At 40.8% G+C, this 24,338-nt stretch carries 14 protein-coding genes; 12 read left to right on the top strand and 2 right to left on the bottom strand.

Annotation, left to right across the window (positions count from 1 at the left end; all coding sequences use genetic code 11):
- Positions 1–19 precede the first annotated feature (19 nt).
- On the top strand, positions 20–1,813 hold the full coding sequence (locus NSS67_RS25210) for a glycoside hydrolase family 2 TIM barrel-domain containing protein (RefSeq protein ID WP_339316439.1): 1,794 nt from the start codon (positions 20–22) through the stop codon (positions 1,811–1,813).
- A 503-nt stretch (positions 1,814–2,316) separates the two neighbouring features.
- The gene (locus NSS67_RS25205; protein ID WP_339316437.1) at positions 2,317–3,243 is read left to right on the top strand and encodes an AraC family transcriptional regulator; all 927 of its coding nucleotides are present in this window, start codon (positions 2,317–2,319) and stop codon (positions 3,241–3,243) included.
- A gap of 346 nt (positions 3,244–3,589) precedes the next feature.
- Here NSS67_RS25205 and NSS67_RS25200 read toward each other — a convergent pair whose 3' ends face one another.
- Positions 3,590–4,444, bottom strand: coding sequence for an AraC family transcriptional regulator (locus NSS67_RS25200; RefSeq protein WP_339316435.1), 855 nt, complete (start codon positions 4,442–4,444; stop codon positions 3,590–3,592).
- Between the two features lie 124 nt (positions 4,445–4,568).
- Between NSS67_RS25200 and NSS67_RS25195 the strand changes: the two genes are divergently transcribed.
- The 9 genes from NSS67_RS25195 (at position 4,569) to NSS67_RS25155 (ending at position 20,891) form a co-directional block, all read left to right on the top strand.
- A complete protein-coding gene (locus tag NSS67_RS25195; RefSeq protein WP_339316433.1) occupies positions 4,569–6,455 on the top strand; it encodes a beta-L-arabinofuranosidase domain-containing protein in 1,887 nt (628 codons plus the stop codon).
- A 211-nt stretch (positions 6,456–6,666) separates the two neighbouring features.
- Positions 6,667–6,828 carry a hypothetical protein gene (locus tag NSS67_RS25190; protein WP_339316431.1) on the top strand — a complete coding sequence of 54 codons (162 nt, stop codon included), beginning with the start codon at positions 6,667–6,669 and terminating at the stop codon, positions 6,826–6,828.
- 133 nt (positions 6,829–6,961) lie between these two features.
- Positions 6,962–7,873 carry a carbon-nitrogen hydrolase family protein gene (locus NSS67_RS25185; RefSeq protein ID WP_339316429.1) on the top strand — a complete coding sequence of 304 codons (912 nt, stop codon included), beginning with the start codon at positions 6,962–6,964 and terminating at the stop codon, positions 7,871–7,873.
- Positions 7,874–7,920: 47 nt separating this feature from the next.
- The gene (locus tag NSS67_RS25180; RefSeq protein WP_339316427.1) at positions 7,921–11,085 is read left to right on the top strand and encodes a heparinase II/III family protein; all 3,165 of its coding nucleotides are present in this window, start codon (positions 7,921–7,923) and stop codon (positions 11,083–11,085) included.
- Between the two features lie 20 nt (positions 11,086–11,105).
- Complete coding sequence (locus NSS67_RS25175) at positions 11,106–14,519, top strand: hypothetical protein (protein ID WP_339316426.1); 3,414 nt, start codon at positions 11,106–11,108, stop codon at positions 14,517–14,519.
- A gap of 230 nt (positions 14,520–14,749) precedes the next feature.
- On the top strand, positions 14,750–17,068 hold the full coding sequence (locus NSS67_RS25170; protein ID WP_339316424.1) for a helix-turn-helix domain-containing protein: 2,319 nt from the start codon (positions 14,750–14,752) through the stop codon (positions 17,066–17,068).
- 193 nt (positions 17,069–17,261) lie between these two features.
- Complete coding sequence (locus NSS67_RS25165) at positions 17,262–18,236, top strand: ABC transporter permease subunit (RefSeq protein WP_339316422.1); 975 nt, start codon at positions 17,262–17,264, stop codon at positions 18,234–18,236.
- 116 nt (positions 18,237–18,352) lie between these two features.
- Positions 18,353–19,237 carry a carbohydrate ABC transporter permease gene (locus tag NSS67_RS25160; RefSeq protein ID WP_339316420.1) on the top strand — a complete coding sequence of 295 codons (885 nt, stop codon included), beginning with the start codon at positions 18,353–18,355 and terminating at the stop codon, positions 19,235–19,237.
- A 61-nt stretch (positions 19,238–19,298) separates the two neighbouring features.
- Complete coding sequence (locus NSS67_RS25155; protein ID WP_339316418.1) at positions 19,299–20,891, top strand: extracellular solute-binding protein; 1,593 nt, start codon at positions 19,299–19,301, stop codon at positions 20,889–20,891.
- A 117-nt stretch (positions 20,892–21,008) separates the two neighbouring features.
- On the opposite strand, the gene NSS67_RS25150 is transcribed toward NSS67_RS25155, so the two are convergent.
- Positions 21,009–22,400 carry a SpoVR family protein gene (locus NSS67_RS25150; RefSeq protein WP_339316417.1) on the bottom strand — a complete coding sequence of 464 codons (1,392 nt, stop codon included), beginning with the start codon at positions 22,398–22,400 and terminating at the stop codon, positions 21,009–21,011.
- Between the two features lie 339 nt (positions 22,401–22,739).
- On the opposite strand from NSS67_RS25150, the gene NSS67_RS25145 reads away from it, so the two are divergent.
- Positions 22,740–24,329: an extracellular solute-binding protein gene (locus tag NSS67_RS25145; protein WP_339316415.1), complete on the top strand. Its 1,590-nt coding sequence runs from the start codon at positions 22,740–22,742 to the stop codon at positions 24,327–24,329.
- Positions 24,330–24,338 lie beyond the last annotated feature (9 nt).

Here is a 24,338-nt window from a genome sequence, read left to right as displayed (position 1 = left end):
AATAAGATAGGTGCAAATTATGATAATGAGAAATGAGTATCCACGACCACAACTAGTTCGAAATAGTTGGAAGAATCTGAATGGTGCATGGGATTTCTGTTTTGATGATAACAATTCGGGTTTGAAAGAGAAATGGTATCAAGGAAATAAAGAATTTGACAGACAGATTCAAGTACCTTTTGTCTATCAGGCAAAGGCAAGTGGAATAGGTGATGTTAGCGCACACGATATTGTATGGTATAAAAATCAAATTGAAATAACAAAAAAACAAGGAAAAAAAACAATATTACATTTTGGTGCAGTTGACTATTTAGCGGATGTTTTTGTTAATGGAGAACATGTTTGCCAACATGAAGGAGGTCATACTTCCTTTGAGGTAGATATTACTGATAAGTTGGTTGCTCATGAAAAGCAATTAATTGTAGTTCGAGCGTTCGATCCCCAGAAAGATGAAAGTATTCCTCGTGGGAAACAGTTTTGGGAGGATGAAAGCAGAGGTATTTGGTATACAAATACAACGGGGATTTGGCAAACGGTATGGATAGAGGAAGTTTCGGAAACGTATATTCAAAAGTTACGACTTACACCGCTTTATGATGTAGGAAAAGTAGAGATTGAAGCTGTGCTAAATAAAGAGTTGCCTGCTGGAATTCTTGAATTTGAGATTTCTTTTAAAGATCAACTAATCGCTAAAGGAACTCAACAATTAGTTGAAAAGAAATGCGTGTTTGATGTGGAATTGTTGCAGGAACGGATTTTCCGCCATAATTTTCACGATGATGGCTATTCTTGGACACCAGAAAACCCGAATCTATTTGATTTGAAAATAGATATAGTTAGCAATGATACAACAGTTGATTCAATTTCTAGTTATTTTGGGTTAAGAAAAATCCATATTGAAAACGGAATGGTTTATTTGAATAATAAACCGTACTATCAAAAATTAGTTTTGGATCAGGGCTATTGGCCAGAAGGTTTATTAACGGCTCCATCCGATGAAGATTTTATAAAAGATATTCAGCTTGCACAAGAAATGGGCTTTAATGGTTGCCGTAAGCATCAGAAAACTGAGGACCCAAGATTTTTTTACTGGGCTGATAAAATGGGCTTTTTAGTATGGGGAGAATGCGCCTCTGCGCCAATCTATAATAACCAAGCTGTAAACCGACTACTGAAAGAATGGGCTGAAATCATAGATCGTGATTATAATCACCCTTCCATTGTGACATGGGTTCCACTAAATGAAAGCTGGGGCGTTCCTAAAATTCATTTTGATCGTCAACAGCAGCACTTCTCTCAAACCATGTATCATTACATTCATTCAATAGACACTACTAGGTTAGTTATCTCTAATGATGGTTGGGATGCGACCGAAACAGATATATGTGCTATTCATAATTATGCTCATGGATCCAGCGAGGAAAAGCAGAAATATCAATTCTTCAAAGAAACTTTACGGACGAAGGAAAATATTATTCATTATCCATCTACTTCAAGAGATATTTATGCACAAGGATTTGAAAATAAGGGAGAGCCGATTCTTTTAACAGAATTCGGAGGAATTGGTTTTGATGTTTCTGGGCAGCCCGGCTGGGGATATACTTCTGTTGAGAACGTTGAAGAGTATTTAGAAGACTATCGACGTCTTATGGAAGCCGTATTTTCTTCAGAAATTCTTTGGGGATACTGCTACACTCAGTTGACAGATGTTGAGCAAGAAATAAATGGGATTGTGACTTATGATCGGCAACCAAAATGTGATTTAAGCAAAATAAAAGAGCTGAACAATATGTTTCATTTATCTCGAATTTAATAAAATGATTGACTTGTGAAAAATATTATTTTGAAATCTTCACAAGCAAAACTTCCTGAAACAATGGATAAACGTGAAAAAATCGTGAAATCGTTTAGAGATTTTGGGGGAGTGGGCTTTTAAAGTATGCGTTAGAGTCTGCTCAATCGGTTAAAAAGAATACAAGTACATTTGCAGGCCGCCAATTGGCGGTCTTTTTTTATACTGTCAGAATGTTTACGTGCATCAATAAGTGAAACCTGCAGAAGTACATTTTTTTATATGGTAAAGCTTCTTGATCTGGTGATTCCTGCGAATCTGCAGGTTTCTTGCGCTGTCAGACACTTTCAAGCCTTAAGTAGGGTGAATGCGTGTACTTTTGCAGGTTTTGAGTCGGATGAGGAAGATACCAGTGTAAGAAGCTGCAGATTCGCAGGTTTCTATAGTTTGGTTATGGCAAGAATCAGGTAGTGTTCATCAGCTCAGCAAAACAGGAACAATCCTCCTCGTTCGCAGTTGATATAATGAAATCACCGTACGGGGGAGGGCTGGTGCTGCACTTGAATTACAGTAAAGATATAGAGAAGTGTGTTGAATATATTGAGACTCATATCAAAGAAAATATAACGGTGGAAGAAATAGCCGCTGAGGTGGGATATTCGGTGTATCATTTTTGCCGAGTGTTCAGCTTATGCAAGGAAATGTCCGTGATGGAGTATGTGCGGAGCCGGAAGTTATCTTTAGCGTCGATTGAATTGTTTGCCGGTAGAAGGATCATTGATATTGCGCTGGACTATGGTTTTGAGACACAAAGCGGATTCACTAAGGCCTTTCGTAAGGCATTCGGATATAGTCCGACACAATATGCCGCACGGATGGACGGATTTATTAATGGAAAAACACTATTTGAAATCGGAGGTTTTATAATGAACCCTGTTATTGTTAGCAAGCCTGCATTTAAGGTCGCTGGGTATGGGATCCAAACTAATGTTGCTGGAAGTATGTACACGAAGGATATTGCTTCTTTTTGGAGCCACTATGAGGGTGAGAACCTAGAGTCAAAAATGTACAAAATACTAAACCCACCTAAACACGGAGAAGTCGGTTTGTGTATTCCATCCTCAGACAATGGCAATGCCACCTATCTTCTGGGTGTTATTGTGGAGGACTATTCCAAGGTACAGGACGACATGCTGACGATGGATGTGCCAGAGGCTGAATATGCCGTGTTCACAACGCCGCCAGTGGATACTTCAACGGATATCGAACAAGTAGAATTTGCGCAGGTCATAAAAAGCACATGGAAGTATATCTTCGAAGAATGGTTTAAGGATAGTGGCTACGTCTATGATGACAGCAAGCTGGATTTCGAATTCTATGACGAACGCTGCCATTCGCGGCCGGATACGGTGATGGAGATTTATGTTCCTGTGAAAAAATCGACCGAATGATTTGAATGAAATTCTTATAGCAAAGACTGCTCGGTGATGACAGTAACTACGGGAATGTTTGGGCTTTCGGTCGCTGTTGTCTCCAGATGTTCTTGATTTTACCGCTTATGCGGATAACATCCGGAGACAAAGGCGAGCGCTACGCTCCTACAGTTCCAAACTTCCCTAAGTTACTTCACCTCAGCAGCATTTGCAAAGTTCAATTATTCAGTCGATACGGGGTGTCGACGTAAGAAGGTCCGCAGCGGTTTATACGCTGCGGGCTTTCTTGTTATAGGGCGTACTCTCATTCTTTAAATAAACTTCCGCTGCACCTTCTTGCTATCGTATGAAAACAGTTTTAGGTTCAATATAATTGCTTCATAAATGTAGAGGGAGATTGTCCATAAATCTTCTTGAAGACCCGGCTGAAATAAAATTGATTCTGATACCCCAGTAGATCACTAATTTCATTAAGTTGTAAATGGCTGTTACGCATCAAAGCTATAGCTTTGTTCATTTTCAACTGTGTATGCGCACTAATGATACTCTGTCCCGTTATTTTCTTGAACATGGAGGAAACATAGCTATAGTTCATATTGAGGTGAGCTTGTAAAGCTTGAGCATCATAGGGTTCATGTATTCGATCGGTCAAATGCAGCATGATTTGTTCTACAAGCTGTTGCTTCGAATTAGGAGCAGTGTCGTGCTGTGTCAGTTGAGTGAAGAATTCCAGGAAAAATTGATATACCTGATTACTCGTCCGAATCATATGATGCTGAGTGGGATAATGAACGTTCTTAAGGATATTTACAAAAAACTCTTCTGTACGTATGGGCGCAGTTCCGTATTTTGGTAACGGAATATGATATTTATAGAAATCTGGATAGTAATACTGCAATTCGGGCAGTGGAGCATGGTCTTTATATTGCACAGATGCATCTTCTTCTGTATCAAAATGAATCCAGTACCATGATGTTCCTGCAGGTGTTTCTGGTAGCCCCCAGTGGTGCAAGCTTTTATTTAAGAACAAGAACTCGCCTTTACCTACGGAATAGTGGATGTCTTCTTCAATCACTTGCATCACACCTTCAACAACGAACAGGAAGACATGATAGTCGAGTACACGATCAGGATGGATATATAAGGTGTCCGTCGTGTTACAGCCCATATCTCTGACTAGCGGAAATCGGTCTGCTGTGATGTGAACGAATGCATTCATAATAAGCTCCTTTTGTTATTGGTATGAACCAAAAAAAGTATATATCAAATCTAAACAGCGTGCATGTGATCTTTGTCAAAGTCTATCTATAATATAGATAAAACTGAAGAGGTGAGTGAGCGCAATGGCTGTTAAGAACATGCTGAATGATATTCCTTCTAACGAAGTTCATTTATTGAAAGGACCTTTAAAAAAGAGATTTGAGATAAATAAATCATATATTATGAGTCTGACAAATGAAAATTTACTTCGTACCTTTTATTTAGAGTCAGGTTTGTGGAGTTACAGTGGTAATGGTGGTACAACGAGTGCAACGACCACAAGTATGGAAGGACCTGACCAATGGCATTGGGGCTGGGAATCTCCCACCTGTGAGTTACGAGGTCATATTATGGGTCACTGGTTATCTGCGGCAGCACGTATTTATTCACAGACGAAGGATCCGTTAGTTAAGGCCAAAGCAGACTATATTGTATCAGAATTAGCACGTTGTCAGGAGGCAAATGGAGGCGAATGGTTAGCTGCTTTTCCAGAAACCTATATGCACCGCATTGCCAAAGGTAATTTCGTATGGGCGCCACATTATACAATCCATAAACTCTTAATGGGCTTGAATGAAATGTATACCCTTGGAGCGAATAAGACCGCGCTTCAATTAATGAAAGGGATAGCAGCCTGGTTCTATCGCTGGACAAGCAGCTTTACACAGGAACAAATGGATGAGCTGTTGGACTTGGAAACCGGGGGGATGCTGGAGACTTGGGCAGATCTATACGGTATCACAGGTGATATTCACCATTTAGAGCTTATTCGCAAATATGATCGTCGTCGGTTTTTCGATGCTTTATTGGAAGGGCAAGATGTATTGACGAATAAGCATGCTAATACGCAAATACCGGAAGTATTAGGAGCGGCAAGAGCGTGGGAAGTGACGGGAGAGGAGCGCTATAGAAAGGTCGTTGAAGCTTTCTGGACATGTGCAGTTGAACAACGTGGATATGTGGCAACAGGTGCGGGCGATAACGGGGAGCTCTGGATGCCAGCTGGCGAGATGTCAGCACGACTTGGTGTTGGGCAAGAGCATTGTTGTAACTATAATATGATGAGGTTAGCCCATATGCTGCTGCGTTGGACAGGAGATCCAGCTTATGCAGACTATTGGGAGCGTCGGTTCTATAACGGTGTATTGGCTCATCAGCATCATGAGACGGGGATGATCTCCTATTTCTTAGGTATGGGACCGGGAAGTAAGAAAAATTGGGGTTCACGGACACAGCATTTCTGGTGTTGTCATGGCACATTAATGCAGGCGAATGCAGCTTATGAACAACAAATCTATTTACAAGATAAAGCAGGAATTGCCATCTGTCAGTGGCTACCTTCGCAGATGAAGTTAATGGTGGAAGGACAGCAAATATGTCTTCGTATAGAACAAGAAGGGCAGCATGGCATATATCCACTGAATAATTGGTCTGTTGAAGGGATGACGACGATTACGAAGGTGAACATTCCGTCTATACCAACTCATCGGCCGGATTCATTTATTTATACAATTACAGTTCAGGTAGAAAAACCATCCGTATTCTCATTGAAGCTTCGTATGCCATGGTGGATGGTTGGGGGACCGAAGATTGTTGTAAATGGTGAGCAGTTCTCGGCTCAGAATATGACAGCTATGACGTTTGTGGAATTGAACCGGGAATGGCAGGATGGGGACGTTGTATCAGTAGAGTTTAAGAAGCATCTTGTGACGGAGGTTTTACCGGGTAATTCAGAGATGTATGCTTTTCTGGATGGTCCGATCGTACTTGCGGGTATTACATCTGCGGAGCGGATATTAATAGGTGACCCTCAAAATCCATCTTCTATAGTGGAACCCGATCAGGAACGTAACCATAGTTGGTGGAACCCAGGTTATTATAAGACGAAGAAGCTTGATCATGGTATTCGTTTCATACCGCTCTATGAAGTGCAGGATGAGACGTATTCTGTATATTTTCCTATCCATTAGCGTGTAAAGGTGCGATATTGTTGACAACCTTTAATTATCAAGAGTTATGGAATCGTATCGTTAATAAAATTGAAATCGCAAAGAAGAATTTTTTAATTACATATGCAGCGCGAGTTTGAGTAGTCCATCTGCTTAATGCTCGCGCTTTTCTTTTGTTTTAAGTTATGAAGCTATTTTAACGAATATAAAGAATACAGAGAAAGCTATTTAATTGAATGTACGGTCTTACGGTTTTGAATCCATGCCTGTTACGATCGAGCCCGCTTGTATGGTGCTAAACCCAGGTGAGAGTAGAGCGATTGCCTTGACAGTACAGTTGAATTATGGAATCGCACCAGGAGGTTATGAGGAGATTGTGTTGCGTGCAATTTAGTAGTTTGTTGGTATTTAGGGTATTCGTTAAATATTGATAGCAACGTAAGCATAAGAACGATGATTATATATACCATTCTTCAAAATGGGTATCTATAAAAAAAATAGGAGTAGCCATACACTTGCTGTGAAGCATGAGCAGATGGGAGGAAGATGCAAGGGTGCGAATTAGCTTGATACAAAGCCAGCATTTTTTATATGACGTTAAACATCCCGGGGAATATTCAGTAAACCACTTATTTGCAAGACGAGATGCCGTACTTCAAGAAGTATTTACATTGAGTACAGCGGCAGCACAGCAAGGAACAGATCTTATCGTAACAACGGAGTCGGTTAATATTTCTTTGTTTTCTGGGGATGATCGATATGATTTGATCCAGACTGCAGAAGCCATGGATGGACCACTTATAGCCAAATTTGCTGCATTAGCCAAAAGCTATCGAACATATATCGTAGCTGGTCTGTTTACAGCAAGAGAGGGCAAGGTTTACAACTCAGCAGTATTATTTAATCGAAATGGTGATATCCAAGGCGTCTATGATAAGACACATTTGACTCCGGGAGAGCAAATGCAACTTACGGCAGGAAGCCAGTACCCTATTTTCGAGACAGAGTTCGGTAATCTGGGTATGCTGGTTTGCTTTGACATGCAGTTTCCAGAAGCGGTTCGTGAATTAGCTCTAGCAGGGGCAGATCTAATCGCTTGTCCGACGTGGGGGTGGGAGAACTTGTATGGGCTTTGCCGTGCGTATGAAAGCAGTGTGTATATTGCTGCGGCTAATGCTTTGCCGCCACATGGTATCATGTGGGATTGGTGTAATCCATCCTGTATTGTTGATCCGATGGGCAAGGTGCTTGCTGTAGGGCCAAAGGATCAAGCTGGAATCATTCGTACAGAAGTCGATATTCGTAAAGAGCCTGTAGAACAGTATACGGATTCCCCAGGAAATCAATCCATGCGCAAAATTCGAGCTTCTCTTCGTCGGCCAGACACGTATCATTTGACCGTACATGCTAATCCACCCTTATTAGATCGATATAAGTAAACGTAGTTGTGTACAATGTATTTTCATGTAAAAGGATGGGATATAACATGATTGAAACATCACCGCAAAAAGAAAAGCTATTAACTCTAATTCAGCAAGCAGAGGATGCACTGAAAAGCCATGAGAAATATACTACACAAGGTGCGAAGCTTGCGCTGAAGGATATGATCTGTGAAGCACAAAAGGCGGTAACTCGGAAAACACAATTGTCTTTCCGGCGGAATCGCGAATTCTATGATCCTCGTCCTGAAGAAGAGATTCTATTCGCGACACATCGATATACGATGGTACCTCCGTTCCAACAGGAAGGTGACGTTTATACACATTATGGACTGGAAGAGGCACTTACTTGGTTTAACACTCAAGATATGCGACAAGGTGGAATGGAGAAACTTCGGGTACGAGCAGAGCAATGTGTGGATGCAGCAGACAGACTGATGGCGCAGGCGAAGACGGGAACAGCGGTAGGGAGTCTAGACGAGGAAGCTGCTTGCCGTGCAACAAGTGCGTTGGAGCATGTGACAACGTTAATGAAAGATGCGTCGATTAGTGAACATCATCTGGAGCATCTCGCTCAGGCGGTTGTTCAAGTTTATGATGCCCTTCGTGAATTGCGATACTCACGAATACTTCGAACAGATACCGATCCAAGCACATCTCTTTATTTGACACAGCCTGCACTGGAGCAGGTAAAGAAGGTTATCGAAACAGATGTGTTAGTGCGAGAGCAATATGACAAAATTACAGAAATGACTAGACAATTCAGTCTTGAGGATATAGAAAAAGCTGTCTCTTTCATTATGCAAGAGGAAACGGATTATGAAGAGTTGAATCGGCATTTTTATCTATGGAGCTCCACGGATAAAATTGTGAATTTCAAAGCTCCGAAAGATGCTGAAAGGGCATCAATATCTTTTGTATTGCCGTCTGTTGAAAATGAGCAAGATGGATTAGGGCATGTATGGATTGACAATGTCCAAATATTATCAGCGAGTGGAGCGAGTTTGGATATTCATAATGCGGGATTTGATGAGGGGGAAGAAGCTCCTTTTGACTGGAATCCTATTGAAATAAAAGGACATCCACAATTTCGCTGGGAATCGGAATATCCCTATTGCGGAGGTGGTGATCGCTGTGTGATTGAGACAGCAAACCCATCTTCCCAGGTATCTCGAACGTATAAATCAGGTGACCGTAAGCGCTCATTATTTATTTGTAATCCAACAGGACAGGACGAAGGCGCATGGGGTTATACTCATCATTTCCCGATTGTTGGAGATATGAATTATACATTGACCTTTGAAGCTAAGCTGGATGGGAAGCTGAAGCATGGTCTGAAGGCAATCATAACGTATCAGAATGCACAAGGCCAATCAGCAGGTCAATATGAATATCAATTTAATCGCAAATCCTCCATTCCAGGAGGAAGGTTTCAATTAGCGATGCAATGTGATGCGATTCAATATGCATTCACACAGGATTTGATGTATGCCCATAAGGTTAAGAATGCCATTCTCTATATGCTTCATGATTTCTGTCAAGGAGCAGAGCATTGGATGGTGATGAATTTAAGACCCGAGGGTAGTGACAGCTATGGGGCTGTTCAGTGTGGACGGTTGTTATGCGCGGTCGCGGTTAGTTATTCTTTCATCCGACAGACGGATGTGTTCTCTTCTGATGACAAGGAAAAGTTCTATGGACTTGTTGATTATCTGCTGCGGTATGTATTGGATTTAAGGGATCGCACCGAATGGACACCGTATGAAGCCCAAGAAGGTTGTAGCAATTGGCAGACGGATATGTGTGCAGGTGCCGGATTTATGATGATGATATTAACGGATTTCCCGAATCGCTTGACTTGGTTATATAACGCAGATGCCGTATTGAGAGCACAATTGGATTTGAATGTGAATGCGGACTGCTCATGGCCTGAATCCATCCGGTATCATCATGCAGCGCTAGAGCGATTTGCCGGTTATGCCAAGGTTGCACATAATGTACTGGGCGAAAATTGGTTCGAAACGACACCGCTCGCAAGTATGTTCGGTTACAGTATTGAAATGCAGACACCGGGATACACGTACTTTGAGGGTAGAGTGGGGACACCGCCGTTCGGAGATCATATGCTGAATGGAGGTCAGGAATTTGGAAGCTTTGCAACATACTTAATGGATATTGCCGATGTAGACCCAGCATTGGCAGACCGTATGTATTATACGTGGTCAGCTGCTGGGAAGCCATTCAAGAAGATTTGGGGAGAAGGGACCGTACTAGAGAATATAATGGGCCAAGGAAATACGTATTCTCCTTTAACAGACTTTACATTGACATCTACGCAAGCATTTCCACAATCAGGGATTTATATTTTTCGTAAATCGTTTGGTACATCGAAACAGAGTTATTTTGCTATAATGTCTAGTCCTGAACCTATAGGACATGGGCACTTGGATCAAGGCTCCTTTGTATTATATAAAAATTCAGTACCTCTTGTTATGGATGCAGGCATCGAAGGATATTTCGATAGCAGCACGAGCTGGTATATTAGCTCTTACTCTCATGCTTGTATGCAATTTGCTACAGCGAATAAACATATTAAGCGCTATAGCGGTGGCGCAATTAATCTATCTGCAGGAACGTACTCTCTGGAGCGCGGATGGGTAGATGTGCCTAAAGCTAGTGAAGTCTTGGGAGTTTCTCTGGGAGAAGCAACGGATCATATAACAATCCGAATCGACAATCCAGAGGGACAAGGAAGACATATTCGACATGTTACTTATGTGAAAGAACCAGACCTATATATCATTCGCGATACTGTGGAGCAATTCGAAGGGCAGGTACAATTTAATCTACCTGTAGCTGCTAGAAGTTCGGTAATAGAGAACCAACGTATCTATTCTGAGGGACATTATGGTGTTGATCTAGAGACAATCTTCTTAACACCGTTGAATCATGTACATGTAGAAAAAGGACGCACAACAGCTTTCTTCCCTATGCAGAATGAAGAGATTGGCATGATGGATTACATTCGTGCAACAACTGCTGCGGAACATGGTTTCTTAACTGTGCTCTATCCAAAGGAGCATGAAAAGCCAAGACTGCGTACAGAAGTAGACTCGTCTGGATCTATACGATTGCTTACAGGTGTTCATAATGTTCATATCCAGCTACAAGAAGGCGATTATGGTGTGCATGTAGTGAGTATTGAGGAATAGTGACAAGGAGCGGACAGATAATGAAGCATTCAATAGAGTTATTGCAAGAGTGGAATGTAAAAGGTGAGCAAGGCTCCGCAGGGTACAGTTTGAATCAAGGAATACTATTAACATATCCTGTATCAGATCATGCTGTGGGGTGGATTCCATACGGCTTCGAGCGAATAAATGATTCAGCTATGGATGTAATGAATTGGTTCGGACTATTCTTTCGATTGCATACAGAAGCTGAAGCTACACAGATTAAGATCAAGGCAACTTTCGCTGATGATCTCGAAGTTTGTACAACGTTATTCCTTGCTGGCGCAGGGAGTCACGATGTTCGGGTACGACTGACGGACTTTGACATTGAAAGAGCGAAAGCGAATATTTGGCGATTTCTGCAAACGATCGAGATTCAGGGGGATGCCGTGCTTAAATCTGCGCAATTAAAACATGGAGAGCGATTGCATGTTCATGCAGATGTCCGCGGTAAGGCTGGAAATAAGGGAGATCTCATTACTTATCCTATGACGGTATACAATTGTACGGATGCGGATCAACATGTACAAGTCAAGCAGATTTCGGAGGGATGGGAGTCCCTCATAGCGGATATTACGCCAAAAACGTTTATTCTAAAACCTTATGAACAGAAAAATGTAGATGTGACTGTCCGTTTGCATGATTATATGGTACCAGGTGGGCATGAGAAAACACAGCTTCATTTTATTGCAAACGGTGACAGTGGAAGTGCTGTTCACCTTGAATTATTGACATTATGTCGCTTAAGTCATCCGCATATCTATTATAATGAGAAGCAATGGTCAGAGCGCCGTGAACTGATTAAGAAGCATGATATCTTTCAACCAGGCTACCAACAAATAATAGAAGATGCAGAAGGATGGATTGTCAAACCACCAGTACCTGTAGGTGAGCGTGATTATTGCTATGAAACACACGAGGAGCATTATATCATGTCTGCTGCTTATGCGTATGCTTTGACAGGAGAACGGAAATATGCTGAGAAGGTAGCCCAGTTTCTAAAATATTTTGTGGATGAAGAAACGGGTTATCCGAGGAAGAAGAAGGGGTGCTGGCATAGTTATGTCCAAGAGGGGCACTTCTTCCAGCATTTAGCTATCCCGTACGATATTATATATGATGCGGGTGTACTTACACCTGAGGATCACAAAGCGGTGGAGAAATCATTCCGTATCTATATGGATATTCTAGATCTTCACATTCAGAATGGACATATATCCAATTGGTTGTTATCTGAGATTACGGGGGCATTCTATTGCGCATTAGCAATCGAAGACATGGAACGCGCGTTGCGATTCGCCTTTGGTCCTGGTGGCTCAATTGAGCAATTAAAATATGGCATGTTTAACGACGGCTGGTGGCATGAATGTTCAGTAGGATATAATACCTGGGTGTCTTCAATGTATATTCATACCGCGCACGCCTTACTACCCTATGGAATTAATGTGTTGCATACACATTTTCCGATTCCATTTAATAGAGAAGTAGATAGCACCTATAATGGTAAGCCGCCGAAGATTAAATATGGGATGTACAATGAGAAATGGGGAGGCAATCGCAAAAGCTACGTTCGTATAAAGGATATGTTCGACGCTACGATTCCATTTCTTGACTACAGAGGCATACTGTTTGGGATGAGTGATTCGGATGAGAAAAAATTAGAAGGGGTACATTTTGGCTCAACGTTTGATCTTGCTTATACGTATTATCAAGATCCTGAGTATATTCCCGTGATACGAATGAATCAACAGGTGGATCCGATCTTTGGACATGCCGAGCTGCCAGCTTATGAATCGACCTGTAGTAAGAACAACGCTGCAGCAGATAATATCGGGCTAGCTATGGTTCGCAGTCAGACCGCGCAGCGTGAGCAGCGAGAACAGATTCAGGCTGTCCTTCGTTACGGATCACATGGTTACGCTCATGGCCACTTTGATCGAACTGAATTGCTATCTGTAATGAGATATGGTCGGAGCTTTTTTAATCCTGAACATGTGTGGTGGGGGTATCTGCACTTCATGTATAAATTTTATGTGCAGAATTCCAATACGAAGAATATGGTTGTGGTCGACAATAAAATGCAGGTACCTGCAGATTCTAAGCTTACTCTAATGTACAGTGGACAAGCTTTGCAGGTGGTCGCTGTGGAGACAGAAACCACATGGGCCTATCCACCATATGGGGGAATGATTTATCAGGAAGGAGAAACGTTGGAGGAACGCTGCACCTTCAATGCTTGCTCGTTACCTCCTTCCCCAGAAGGTGCACAATACGGTGAAATATCGGAATATACAGAGTCGATTTTTCAAAAACGTGTAATGGCCGTGACAGATGATTATATTGTGTTATTCGACTACATTGAAGGAGGACAGGAGCATCAATATGACTGCCTGTTTCAAATTAAAGGTTTTAGAGGATTAACCGCAGATCAATTGACATATACAAAGCACACAAGCCAGTGGAATGATAATTCTTTATCTGATGCACAATTTATTACGGATTGTCACTGGTATGATGTAGAGGGAACAAGTACGGCTCGATTTGAAACGATATTTGGTGAAGGAGAGGATCTACGCGGTACTCGTTCATTCTATAATGAACCTGGTGTATTGAAGATGGATGTGCATACAGCGTGGCCGCGTCACTCTGAGCAGATTATTGGACGTGCGGCGGAGGACCACGGAATTGCAATTCCGTTTGAATATTTTGTAGAAGTTGATGAGCAGGTAGCAGCTCAGGGCGGTTTTGGAGCCTGGATACTGGGTCAAGGTCAATGTGATGTGGATATTCGTGATGCCAACGTCTTAACATTACGTATAAAAAATCATCCGATCGTAACAGAACAGAAGTACCCCATTAAATCGAAGCAAGGATTGTTCTGGGGAGAAGCTTATATCGTGACATCGGATGGTCATAAGCTAACTTTAAGTGATATAGCTGGTATGGAGATGCATAACACTGATCCTGGATATGGAATTGGAAAGGACTATGAAGGCGGGCGGGTTACAATCGTAGGCAATGAATATCCGCTAGCTATTCCTGCGAGTCCGCTTGACCATGATCAGGATGCGATTATCCGTGTGAATCTAACAGGGCTTGATGCAGTCAAATTCATTGGACTTATTGGCGCAGATGCATTCCCCGGAGATGAAGATCAGCGTCGCCGCACTTATGGAATACGATCCCAAGGAAATAAGGGACGATTCATAACGGTGATTGAACCTTATGAGAAGTTGAGTGTTATTGATCATGTTGTTGCTGTAAGCGAGAATGAAGTTCACATTCAATTAAAGGATGGACGAGTGCAAACATTAAGGGTTCATGCAATTGAATCACTAGCTTGTGAAGTGGAGTTACAGGAGCGCCTTGGTGATAAAATGGTTCGAGAAGAGTTAGCTGCATCGGAAATATAATATGTTATTGAATTGAAGAGTTAGGGAACGAAGCTGATGGCTTTGTTCCCTGTTTGTCGTCGCGTGGCATTAAACTTTAATCATATCATTAAATAATATACCTTCTCTCAATTCATAATTTTTCGTATCCTAGTATAGGGATAAATATTAATTCATCTATAATAGAAAAAAAGATAAAATTTTAAACACGAATAATATCTCCAAAATAAACATCATAGGGGGAAAATCTTATGCATACATTCAGAAATTTTTTACTTAAAAAAAGCTTTCTCATTCGCATCATCCTGTCCTATGTTGTTGTTGGATTGTTAATAATCGGTGTGCTTACTGTAACGATCACCTCCAAGTTCTCGGATAATTTAAAGACAGAATTGACGCATTCAACAGATAAAGAATTAGAGCAATCTTACAATACGGCTAATATCATATTAAGTTCAACCTATCAACAGTTTGCGCACGCATACAGTTCAGATGATATTCAAGCTGGCTTGTATGCGAACAAGATTGATACCATCCTTATGGGGAGAATAGGTAATGAATTGTCGAGTCTAGTGATAACAAATCCTTTGGTACATTCTGTGTATCTGGCCAATATGACGAACCATACGGTATTCTCTTCGCTAACAACAGCGAGAAGTTTTGATGAATTTTATGATAAGCAAATCTTAAAAATGTTGGAGGATACAGACCCGTTACGCGCAAGCATATTTGTGCCTCGAGAAACATCATTTACATATGATACGAAACCCTTTTCTGGCAATCTTATTTCTGTAGCCTATCTAAGTACTCGAGTTGGAAAAATAACGAATGGGGCATTAATTCTTAACTTAAACCAACAAGTTCTCCAAAAAATGATGATGAACGGAGAGGGGAGTAGATCCTTTCAATCGATGATTCTAAACCGGCAGGGGACAATTATTTCGCACTCTGATCAATCTATGATCAACAAAAAATTAGACAACAATGAGGCGATTAAAAATATTTTAAATAGCGACAAAGAGAAGGGCATCATCGAAACGAACATAGATGGTATTAATCACCGTATCTTCTATATAAAATCGGATAGCTTAGAATGGGTGTTTATAGGAGATATCAATTACAATATACTCTTTAGTCAAGTAAGTGCGATTGAAAGATTTATATTAACAGTAACATCCATTTTATTAGCTGTAGTACTGTTATGTATTGCGTTTTTTACTCGAATGATATATGCCCCTATTCAACAGTTAATTAAACATACAAGTAAAGCAATGGAACATCGACTTGAGGGACATGTAATTAATGAATTTGAAATGTTATCAGATACATTTCGATACTTGGAGAATAAAGTGTTGGATTTGCAGACGAGTGTCGCTGGATATCAATATGGGGAACGACGTGATCTTTTGCAGCAACTGGTACGTGGAGGTTGGGGACTGGAGAAAGATATGTATAGAAAGCTTGCTCATATTGGAATTCACCTAGATGACATCGGATATCAAGTGTGCATTTTACGTATAGATGCTTATGATGAGTGTATAGAAAAGTATAGCACGAATGACATTTTTCTATTAAAGTACGCGATTACAAATATCGTTAATGAGGTTGGAGCAACGTATTATAAGACGTATTGCATTGATGATGGTGAGGATCGAATTATCATTCTATTATCTAAGACACAGGATACATATGAACATGTTCAGCAGTTCTTACAAGAGATTCAAGCTAATGTTAAGAAGTATTTGCGACTATCGATATCTGCCGCAATTGGTGAATATGTAAGTCGACTACAAGAAGTACCCGACTCGTGGCAAGCCGCATTTCGTGCATCACGATATCGACTGGCCTATGGTCATGCGTGCATTATTCCAGTGGATATTGAAGTTGGAAGAGATATGATATCTAGTACATTGTCAGCTACATCCGAAAAGCAAATTACAGATAGTATGAAGATAGGTGAGATAGAACGAACGCATGAATTATTATCAACCTATATTCAATTGATACGAATTGCGACGTTTGATGAAATGATGTTATTACTGAATCAGTTATTATTATCGGTAACAAGGACGGCGAAATCTATGTCCTCAGGCAATCAGGCTGCTTTGCAAATGGATATGGGATCCTTGAGTCAGCAGTTAAATAGTAAAGAGACCTTGGAGCAGGTGGAAGAGTGGTTCATTGCCTTGTGTGAGAATGCCATTCAATCAAGAGACAAACAATCCTCACAGAAGAATATCGTAATCGTTGAGAAGCTGAAGCACTATATTCAAGAGAATTACGAGGATGCCAATTTAACGGTTGAGATGATGGTTGAAGTAGCTGGACTATCCGTGAATTATATGAGAAAAGTATTTAAGGACATTATGGGAATCTCTATTAATCAATTTTTGAGTGATGTACGTTTCGAGAAGGCGAAGGATTTGCTAATAACAACAGATTTACCGGCTAATCGAATTGGTGAGATGGTGGGGTTTAGTAATACCAAGTACTTTTATATTTCGTTTAAAAAATACAGTGGCAAATCTCCGGATCATTTCCGCAAAAGTAGCACAACGATAATGGAATAAAATGAGTTTGATAACCCTTCTGCATTTTTGCAGAGGGGTTTATTTATGAATTGAACCATTAATGGGATTTTGAACACATGAATTAGTGTAATATTAAGCTTTTTATTGCTTTTTTGAGCTTTCTTAATCATCAAATTGAAATTACAGTAAAGCTATCAACAGATGTACACAGACTGAAGGAGGATATGCATGAATGAAAATTGTTGCGAACGCAAGTGACACGCGGATTCGGTTAGTTAAAAAAAGAGGCGTTGTCGGAAGCTTTGTTTATGAGTTAATAAAAAATAAATTCCTTTATCTATTGGCTCTACCGGGAATGATTTGGTTCTTTATTTTTGCTTACTTGCCCATGGGAGGAATCGTGATTGCCTTTCAGGATTTCAAAGCTGCCAAGGGTATTATGGGAAGTGAATTTGTAGGACTTAAAAACTTCATGTTCTTTTTTCAATCAAATGATTGGATAAGGATTGTATTCAATACGGTGTTTCTAAATATTCTCTTTATTATCTTTAACATGATTGCTGCAGTTGCAATCGCGATTATGGTAACGGAGATCGGAGGAAAGCGATTTAAGAAAATAACGCAATCCGTAATGATCTTCCCTCACTTCTTATCATGGACAGTTGTAGCCATGTTTGTTATGGCGTTCGTATCAACGGATGGAGGTTATCTTAATCAAATTCTAGCTTTGTTCGGAGCTAAGCCGATACAATTTCTGTCTTCACCGGAGTATTGGCCTGTTATTCTGGTGGTATTAAACATCTGGCATGGAGCTGGTTTTAGTTCCATTGTCTATATGGCTACGATTGCGGGAATCAATCCGGATATTTATGAGTCCGCTTCCATTGATGGGGCAAGTCGATCCCAGAAAATTCGATTTATAACCCTTCCATTACTGAGACCAACGATCATCTTATTATTAATTCTTGCCGTGGGTGGAATTTTTAATGGTAACTTTGGAATGATCTATGCCATTATTGGACGGAACCCGCCGTTATACCCTACTACAGATGTTATTGATACGTATTTGTTCCGTGCAATGATGGATTTAGGAGATATGAGTATGTCTGCAGCAATTGGTTTTATGCAGTCGTTGATTGGATTTATTCTTGTCCTAACGGTAAATACGATTGCTAAGAAAGCTGCTCCAGAATCTGCAATTTTTTAAATTATAACAATGTATAAGTTTCATGCTATACATTATCTTTATAATTCTCGTATAAACGCTTATCGTCCTTAATGGACGCCGAAGGCGTTTTAGCTTGATAAAGGATGTGAGTTGCGATGATGATTAAGGAAAGTATCGGAGATCGATTATTGAAAGTAGCCTTTTACGTAATTATTGCATTATTCTCGATATACTGTTTAATTCCATTCTGGGCAGTAGTAGCAAGCTCTTTTGCCAGTGAAGCTTCAATACTTCGTGACGGATATACCTTCTGGCCAAAAGAATTTAGTTTAGATGCTTATAAATTGATATTTCAAGACATCACGATATATCGTGCTTATGGCGTGACATCTATTGTAACCATAGGAGGTACGATTATCTCGATGATTTTGACGAGTGCCTTATCTTATGCCATATCTGTGAAATCTATGAAATATCGCAACCATATTGCTTTCTACGTATATTTCACGATGCTATTTCATGGTGGGTTAGTTGCTTCTTATCTTTTGATTTCTAAGTACTTGGATATGAAGGATACGATATGGGTATTAATTATTCCTAGCTTGCTGAGTGCCTGGAACATGTTCTTGCTGCGAAATTTCTTCGCTTCCATAGATGATTCCATTGCAGAATCGGCGAAAATTGATGGTGCAAATGATGCATATATTCTATTCCGAATCATTCTACCCATATCATTACCAGCGTTAGCAACTATAGGTTTATTCTATTCACTAGCGTATTGGAATAAATGGTTTGATGCTGTACTTTATATTAGTGACAAAAATTTATACCCTTTACAATATTTGATTCAGAGAATTATGAACAACTTGGACTATGTGAATCAGATCTCTGCAGATGTATCCATACCTAACTTCATCGCTCCTACGATGACAGTTCGTTTGGCAACTACGGTTGTAACGATTGGGCCAATTATCTTTCTCTATCCGTTTTTACAAAAGTATTTTGTTAGAGGTCTTATGGTAGGAGCGGTGAAGGGTTGAGCTCACTTGTAGTATGCATACTGGCTTTAATGTACTTTCACATATAAAGGGAGGCAAAAAAATGAAAGTTAAACAATTTGGAATGCTAATGTTATCTTTAGTTTTATTAGGTTCAACGGTTGCTTGTGGTAGTAAGGAAGAGAGCAAGGGGACAGACGGGGGATCCAGCTCTGTTGAGTCGGTAAAATTAAAGGGAATGTTATTTGGTGAAGAGCCAAAGGATCTTTCGTTAGTGATGCAAGAGTTTGAGAAACGGACAAAGGATACATTGAATACAAAAATCAATATTGCTTGGAATGCACCTGCTGACCATAAGCAGAAGGTCAAACTAGCGATGGCTGCAGGCGAATCGGTAGACTTCGTATTTGATGCAGACTTCCAGAACTTGAGGGAGCTTATTCCTCAAGGGGCTTACGCACAACTGGATAAATACTTTAATAATGACGAATACCCAGGATTAAAGAAAGCGTTCTCCTCAGAATTTGTTGAAATGAACAAGCGCTATGATAACCATCTGTATACGATACCGTTTACGCAATATTTCTACGATATACCGGTTGTCTTTATCCGTAAAGATTTACGAGAGAAGCTTGGATTCCAGAAGCCGATTGAAAGCTATGATCAACTTCAGCAATACTATGATAAGGTTCTTGCTACTGAGAATGGTATGACGCCTCTTGCTGTCCAAGGCAATGGAGGCTTCCAAATGATGTTTACCCCAGAGAGACCTGATACGAATATCGTACGACCAATTAATTTAGGTGGTATTACATTTTTGGTGCACCTCTCTGACGATCTGAAGATAGTGAAGGATATCGTAGCACTGGGGGATCCAGCTTCTGAATATGCGAAGTTGCCAGCGCCATTTAATACGATGGATTCAGCATTTATTCAGTATGATAAGTTCGCCGAATGGAGTAAATATCTCGAGAAGGATGTATTGAGTCAGAAGGATCGTAAGGCATACTTTATGTCCGGAAAAGCAGCTTCATTCTATGGAACTCTAGCGGATTATGCAGCATCGAAGAAACAATTGAAAGAAACGATTGCAGGAGCAGATTTGGAATTCTTCGTAATCAATGACAAAATGCGCAATATGGAAGCAAAAGCAATTACCACAAACTATAAGTCTAACAACTCAATAGCGATTCCAGTCACGAGCAAAAATATTGACCGTACGATGAAATTTTTCGACTGGATGTTCCAGGATCGTGCGAATCATGATTTATTCGAGTTCGGGATTGAAGGAAAACATTGGGAAGCTGTTGGCGATAATGAATACAAGCAGCTCGATGCATCCAAGAATTATAACTTCCCAGGCTATGAGTTTACTTGGAACCCGACGACAATTCGCTTGTCTTCCGATTTGGATGAAACAGCAAAGAAATATTTCGAATATTCCGCGAAACCAGATAGCTACTATGCACCAGCATTAGCCAGCTTCCAATTTGATACGTCGAATGTAAAAGCTGAATTTGCAAATATTCAATCAAAGGCAGATCCATTCATTCAGACATTGAAGGCAGGTCAAGTGAAGGATTGGAAGTCTGATTTTGTTAAGCTGAATAGTGATTTGAAGGGCTTGGGATTGGATAAAATTCGTACAGAGTTGCAAAAGCAAGTACAAGCGTATTTAGACGCTGGTGGCAAATAAGACAGTATACATTAATTCAGCTCATCAAATAAAGAAGCGGCAGACCATGACGTATATACGCGTCCTGGTCTGCCGCTTTGTTTTTCAAGTAATAAAGCAGTATTCTCTTATTTTTCTTTAAATAAACTTCCGCTGCACCTTCTTGCCATCGTATGAAAACCGCGCCTTTTTCTCTTCCACAACTGTCTGTAGATGAACGGTCCGTCCCCATAATGAGTAAATATGCGGAAGCGTACGCTCCAGATACTTCAGATCCAGCTCGATACTTTCATATCGGTGGGTTATAAACAATTCGCCATTCTTCTCGAAATCCGCATCTTCTATGACCAAGTATGGAGACCCGCCATTGACGCGGGCGAGTACGAGCTGATCCCGCACGTTTTCCCACGCTTTGTCGGTGATTTTCCATTCCGGGCCTTTTTTCTCAAAAACATAAAGATCGAGATCGTTCACCAGTTCCTTGGACAGATAGCTACGTAGAAAAGAGGTATCGGATTCGAGCTCACGAACTTCAAATATTTTCTCGCGGTCCCAGCGACGTTCGATGTCTTCGAAGATTTTTAGTCCGAGATAGTATGGATTCAGGCTCTGCCGTGAGGGCTGTACGACGGAGGAATTCAGCTTGGCGTATTCAACGGTTTCCTCTACCGTTAGATCGAGTTCGCGTACGATGCGCTGATGCCAGTAGGAAGCCCAGCCTTCGTTCATGATCTTCGTCTCCATCTGCGGCCAGAAATAGAGCATTTCGTCATGCAGCATCGTCATAATGTCACGTTGCCAGTCCTCTAGGACGGTGGAATATTGCTGGATGAACCATACAATATCTTTTTCAGGCTCAGGTGGGAAAGCACGATTTCCGGAGGATGCTTCTTGCGGTCCGGAATTGCTTTTGTCTAGATTCCATAACTCGTCATAGGGATTGGATGGCTTGGAGCCACCCTGAGGAGCATCCTTGAGTTCCTTCATTTTAGCTTCCAGCAGATGGGTCTTCCCTAGCTTGCGCGGTTGAATCAGGCTGGGATCTATATGCTCTTGAATGGCAAGCACCGAATCGATAAAACTCTCCACAGCATCGGTGCCGTAGGTTACTGAATAGCCGGCGATCCGATCTGCTGTAGCTGACATGCTCTCGACCATATCCCGGTTGGACATGGAGAAACGCATGTTATTTTTGAAAAAATCACAGTGCGCTAGCACGTGAGCTACAATCAGCTTGTTCTGAATCAGCGAATTCCCGTCGAGCAGGAAGGCATAACAAGGATTGGAGTTAATGACGAGCTCGTAAATTTTACTCAGCCCGAAATCGTATTGGGATTTCATTTTGTGAAACGTTTTTCCGAAGCTCCAGTGACCAAATCGTGTAGGCATTCCATATGCGCCGAATGTATAAATAATATCTGCGGGGCAAATTTCATAACGCATGGGATAAAAATCCAAACCAAAGCCCGTGGCTATTTCCGTAATCTCGGCGATTGCCCGCTCCAGTGCATTAATTTCTCCGCTTGGCATGTTTCTGTTGCTCCCTCCTGAATATGTCCATGATTCCAACCTGAATAAACCCTCACTAAATGGGGTTTGGCTACCTGTAAATGGGTCGATCAATATAGTTCATATTATGTATATGGATGGGAGGGGGGGAGTATGACGGCAGGGTGAAAATGGCTCAAAGTTTAACATGGTATAGGTCATTTCATTCGGTGTAGGTCGATTAAACCCATTTATGTGACAATGTATTAATCAAAAGTGGACTGAAATACAATGTATTACAATGTATTTCATGTATTGAATTGTTAAAATGTAAGCGTTTTCCATTTATCTCATTTGCTTAATTCATAAGGGGGAATTACTGTGAGCTCAAAGTTCAATGGATTAAAATTTACTCGACAAGTGCTATGTGGAGCATTTGCAGGATTAGTTCTACTTACAACAGCGTGTGGGGACAAAGGCACTGATTCTGCAAAAGGTACAGATTCAGAGATAAAGCAGGAGGTTGGTGCAGCAGAATTTAGCTATACACTTCCTGGTAAGTTTGTTAACTGGATTAACGATCTAAAGTGGATGCCTGAATTAATGAAAGAGACGGGCGCTAATGTGGAATTTGTTAATGGAGGAGATGGTGAGCTTTACTATAAGAATATCGATTTAAAGGTCGGATCTGGTAAATTCTCAGATGTTGGTATGGTGCAGCTTAGCCAAGCAGAGGTCTACGGCACCAAAGGAGCCTTTGTCGATTTAACGCCTTATATTACGCAATACGCGCCAAATATCAAGAAATATATGGATGACCATCCTGAATACACGCAATTAATTACAAGCAGTGATGGGAAAATATATGCATTGCTTCCGCAAACCCCGAAAACATCCATTGTAACCTTCTATCGTGAAGATATGTTCCAGAAGGCGGGTATAAGTGAATTACCGAAAACCATTGATGAGTTCACAGAGGCGCTGAGAAAGCTGAAGGCAGCTTATCCGGATAACAAGAACTTTTATCCGTTAGGCGGACGTGATAACTTCCTGAGATATCAATCCGCATTTGAGGCAAACGATCGCGTTGATGCTGAAGGTAAGGTTCATGGTCTGTACAATGTTGGTCAGAACAGTGATTTGAAGGCACCAGGCTTCAAAAAATTAATTGAATGGTACATTCAACTATATAATGAGAAGCTCGTTGATCCGGAATGGATTAGTGGACTTGCGAAGGAAGAAAATTGGCAGACAAAAGTTCTGAACAACGATGTAGCAATTAGTAATGAATTCTACACTAGACCTTCTTGGTTTATGATGAATGGTGGTCAGAAGACAGATCCGAATTTCAAGATGAATGTGATGCCTCCGTTCATCACGGATTCTGGGGTGCAATCCAAGTTTCCAACAGCTCCTGAATACAAATTAGATCGAGCCTTTGTCATTAATGCAAAATCGGCTGATAAAGCACCAGCAATTTTGAATTTCCTTGATTATTTATACACCGATAAGGGACAAACGTTCTTAGGTTGGGGTATTGAAGGTACGACTTACAAGAAAAATACGGATGGCAACAATGAGTTCATAGTGGATTTTGAAGAAGAATCTACCAAACCACTTGGAACACGTGCTTGGACTTTCTTTCAAGATCGTATGACGTTCCCGGTACCGGCTAATAATGAAGCATTCTATCAATTTAACGCGGATTTCACGAAATCTTTTGCCAGTGATTATTTCAGTAAATATACGGAATCATTCCCTATCTTGAATTATAGTACGGATCAATTGAAAGAACGTAGTAATTTTACCGCTAAGGTCAATGAAGCATTGATGTCTAATCTAGTTAAATTTGTAACGGGTAAACGTTCAATGAGCGAATGGGATGTCTTTATGAAGGAAATGGATGATTTAGGTTACTCCAAAATTTTAGAAATTGACCAAGCTGCATATGATGCCGTGACAGAAAAATAGAGGAGGTAT

Origin of the sequence: Paenibacillus sp. FSL R10-2734 (assembly GCF_037963865.1) — a bacterium.
Taxonomy (GTDB): domain Bacteria; phylum Bacillota; class Bacilli; order Paenibacillales; family Paenibacillaceae; genus Paenibacillus_AQ.
This window is presented reverse-complemented; position numbering and strand designations above follow the sequence as displayed.

Excerpts from the sequence above, each read along its gene's own strand:
- NSS67_RS25195 (WP_339316433.1), top strand. The coding sequence starts at position 4,569 with ATGGCTGTTAAGAACATGCTGAATGATATTCCTTCTAACGAAGTTCAT.
- NSS67_RS25175 (WP_339316426.1), top strand. The coding sequence starts at position 11,106 with ATGAAGCATTCAATAGAGTTATTGCAAGAGTGGAATGTAAAAGGTGAG.
- NSS67_RS25210 (WP_339316439.1), top strand. The coding sequence starts at position 20 with ATGATAATGAGAAATGAGTATCCACGACCACAACTAGTTCGAAATAGT.
- NSS67_RS25205 (WP_339316437.1), top strand. The coding sequence starts at position 2,317 with ATGAAATCACCGTACGGGGGAGGGCTGGTGCTGCACTTGAATTACAGT.
- NSS67_RS25185 (WP_339316429.1), top strand. The coding sequence starts at position 6,962 with ATGAGCAGATGGGAGGAAGATGCAAGGGTGCGAATTAGCTTGATACAA.
- NSS67_RS25160 (WP_339316420.1), top strand. The coding sequence starts at position 18,353 with ATGATGATTAAGGAAAGTATCGGAGATCGATTATTGAAAGTAGCCTTT.
- NSS67_RS25165 (WP_339316422.1), top strand. The coding sequence starts at position 17,262 with ATGAAAATTGTTGCGAACGCAAGTGACACGCGGATTCGGTTAGTTAAA.
- NSS67_RS25155 (WP_339316418.1), top strand. The coding sequence starts at position 19,299 with ATGAAAGTTAAACAATTTGGAATGCTAATGTTATCTTTAGTTTTATTA.
- NSS67_RS25180 (WP_339316427.1), top strand. The coding sequence starts at position 7,921 with ATGATTGAAACATCACCGCAAAAAGAAAAGCTATTAACTCTAATTCAG.
- NSS67_RS25150 (WP_339316417.1), bottom strand. The coding sequence starts at position 22,400 with ATGCCAAGCGGAGAAATTAATGCACTGGAGCGGGCAATCGCCGAGATT.
- NSS67_RS25170 (WP_339316424.1), top strand. The coding sequence starts at position 14,750 with ATGCATACATTCAGAAATTTTTTACTTAAAAAAAGCTTTCTCATTCGC.
- NSS67_RS25200 (WP_339316435.1), bottom strand. The coding sequence starts at position 4,444 with ATGAATGCATTCGTTCACATCACAGCAGACCGATTTCCGCTAGTCAGA.